The sequence below is a fragment of the Rhodopseudomonas sp. genome (assembly GCF_048594845.1).
GTDB lineage: Bacteria > Pseudomonadota > Alphaproteobacteria > Rhizobiales > Xanthobacteraceae > Rhodopseudomonas.
Map to the genome: position 1 here is coordinate 1 of NZ_JBMDXE010000122.1, position 2355 is coordinate 2355.

General features: G+C 68.1%; 3 protein-coding genes. All 3 read right to left on the reverse strand.

Features of this window, described 5'->3' with window-relative positions; all coding sequences use genetic code 11:
- Window positions 1-31 precede the first annotated feature (31 nt).
- Window positions 32-1291 (reverse strand): adenosylmethionine--8-amino-7-oxononanoate transaminase, encoded by a 1260-nt coding sequence (locus ACOJTD_RS07495; RefSeq protein ID WP_420132293.1) that lies wholly within the window; start codon window positions 1289-1291, stop codon window positions 32-34.
- Window positions 1291-1926: a dethiobiotin synthase gene (bioD, locus tag ACOJTD_RS07500; protein ID WP_420132294.1), complete on the reverse strand. Its 636-nt coding sequence runs from the start codon at window positions 1924-1926 to the stop codon at window positions 1291-1293. The genes ACOJTD_RS07495 and bioD overlap by 1 nt, the downstream gene beginning before the upstream one ends.
- Window positions 1923-2355, reverse strand: a 433-nt coding sequence (locus ACOJTD_RS07505) for an aminotransferase class I/II-fold pyridoxal phosphate-dependent enzyme (protein ID WP_420132295.1), incomplete at its 5' end; no start/stop codon positions are given. The genes bioD and ACOJTD_RS07505, both read right to left, overlap by 4 nt.

A 2355-nucleotide genomic window follows, 5' to 3' on the forward strand; every position in this document is an offset into this window, starting at 1 on the left:
GACGTCATGTCAGCGCTGCGTCGGATCGATGTCAGGCTTTCACAGCAACGATCTCGTCGATCGCGTCATAGACCAGATCGAGATCCGCCTCCGTGCTGCAATAGGGCGGCATCAGGTAGAGCGTATTGCCGAGCGGACGGACCAGCAGGTTGCGGGCGCGGAAGGCTTCATAGAGCGTCGGGCCGATATTCGCCATGTAGCCGGCATCGCCGGCGACCACGTCGAGCGCCGCGATGGTGCCGAGCTGGCGGAGATTGGCGAAGCGGGTATCGGCGCGGAAGCGATCGAGCTTGCAGGTCTGCAGCGCGGCCAGCGCGCCGATCCGCTGCATCACCGGCTCGGTGTCCCACACCTCCAGATTGGCCAGCGCCGCCGCGCAGGCGATCGGGTTGGCGGTGTAGGAGCTGGAGTGGAAGAAGGTGCGGGTGCGGTCGGGCGAGTAATGCGCGTCGAAGATATCGCCGCGGCACAGCGTCACCGCCAGCGGCAGCGAGCCGCCGGTGAGGCCCTTGGAGTAGCAGGCGATGTCCGGCGCGATGCCGGCCTGTTCGCAGGCGAAGCGGGTGCCGGTGCGGCCCCATCCGGTCATCACCTCGTCGGCGATGAACAACACATCGTGTCGCTCGCAGAACCGCTTCATTTCCGCCAGCACCGACGGCGGATAGATCAACATGCCGCCTGCCCCGAGGATCAGCGGCTCCACGATCAGCGCCGCGACGCCGCCCGCCGCGCAGGCGGCGTCCAGCGCATCGAGCGTCATTTGCTCGTGGCCTTGCTCCGGATAGGGAATGCGGTCGACCGCGAACAGCAGCGGATCATACGGCGCGTTGAAGACGCCGCGCTCGCCGACCGACATGCCGCCGATGGTGTCGCCGTGATACGCGCCCTGCAGCGCCAGGATGCGCGTGCGATCTTCGCCGCGATGCCGCCAGAAGCCGAGCGCCATCTTCAGCGCGACCTCGACCGAGGTCGAGCCGCTGTCGGAGAAGAACACGTACTCCAGCTCGGGCGGCGTGATCTCGACCAGTCGCCGTGCGAGCTGCTCTGCAGGCTCGTGGGTGAAGCCGGCGAAGATCACCTGATCGAGCTTATCGGCCTGCGCCTTGATGGCCTGCACGATGTGCGGGTGGCGATGGCCGTGGGTGATCACCCACCAGGACGAGATCGCATCATAGATGCGGCGGCCGTCCGGCGTCTCGAGCCACGCGCCCTCTCCGCGCGCGATCGGGATCGCCTCGGGCTGCACCGCATGCTGGGTGAACGGATGCCAGACCGGAGATTTGGACGTCATCATGGAGCCTTCAGGAAATCATCGGCATTGAAGTTCGCCGCGAACGCCGCGCGCAGCGCTGCAGCGTCAAGCGTCGGCAAATGCGGCAGCCGGCCAAGCCGCCGCGCGCCGCTGAAATCGATAATGACGCGCTCGGATTCCGCATTCTCGTCGCCGATGAAGGCGATGCCGAGCAGCGGGATGCTGCGCGCACGCAGCGCCTCGACCGACAGCAGCGTGTGATTGATAGTGCCGAGGGTGGTCCGGGCGCACAGCACCACCGGCGCCTGCCAGCGCGCGAACACGTCGATGGTCAGCAGCGTGCGGGTCAGTGGCACTAGCAACCCGCCGGCGCCTTCGATCACCAGCGGCCCTTGCGTCTGCGGCAGCACCAGTCGCTCCGGATCGATCGTCACGCCGTCGAGTTCGGCTGCGAGATGCGGGGAGGCCGGCGTGTTCAGCCGATAGGCTTCCGGCAGCAGCCGCGCTTCGGGCAGACCCGACAATTGCAGCACGCTGTTGCGATCGGTCCCCTCATCGAGCCCGGCCTGCACCGGCTTCCAGTAGTCGGCATCCAGCGCGCCGGCGAGCGCGGCGGCGAAAACGGTCTTGCCGACGCCGGTGTCGGTGCCGGTGACGATGATGCGCGCGCTCATGCGGCCATCCGCATGTCTTCGGCCAGCGCCGCGAACAGATCCGACAGGATCGCCTCGTCAACGTTCGCCGTCAGCGCGATGCGCCGCCGCGCGGTGCCTTCCGGCACGGTCGGCGGCCGGATCGCGCGGATGTCGAAACCGCGCCGCTGCAGCGACGCCGCCACCGCAACCGCGGCCTGATCGGCGCCAATGACCACCGGCACGATATGGGAGCCGGACGCCTGCAGCCCGCAGCGATTGCGTAGTTCGCGCCCGGCGAAGGCGACCAGCCGCGCCAACCGCTCGCGCCGCTCCGGATTGGTCCGCGACAATTCGATCGCCGCACGGGTGATCGCGGCGGTGAGCGGCGACGGCGCGGTGGCGAAGATGAAAGGCCGCGACCGGTTGACGAGAAAGTCGCGCACTACGCGGGGCGCCAGGATGAAGCCG

Excerpts from the sequence above, each read along its gene's own strand:
- ACOJTD_RS07495 (WP_420132293.1), bottom strand. The coding sequence starts at position 1,291 with ATGACGTCCAAATCTCCGGTCTGGCATCCGTTCACCCAGCATGCGGTG.
- bioD (WP_420132294.1), bottom strand. The coding sequence starts at position 1,926 with ATGAGCGCGCGCATCATCGTCACCGGCACCGACACCGGCGTCGGCAAG.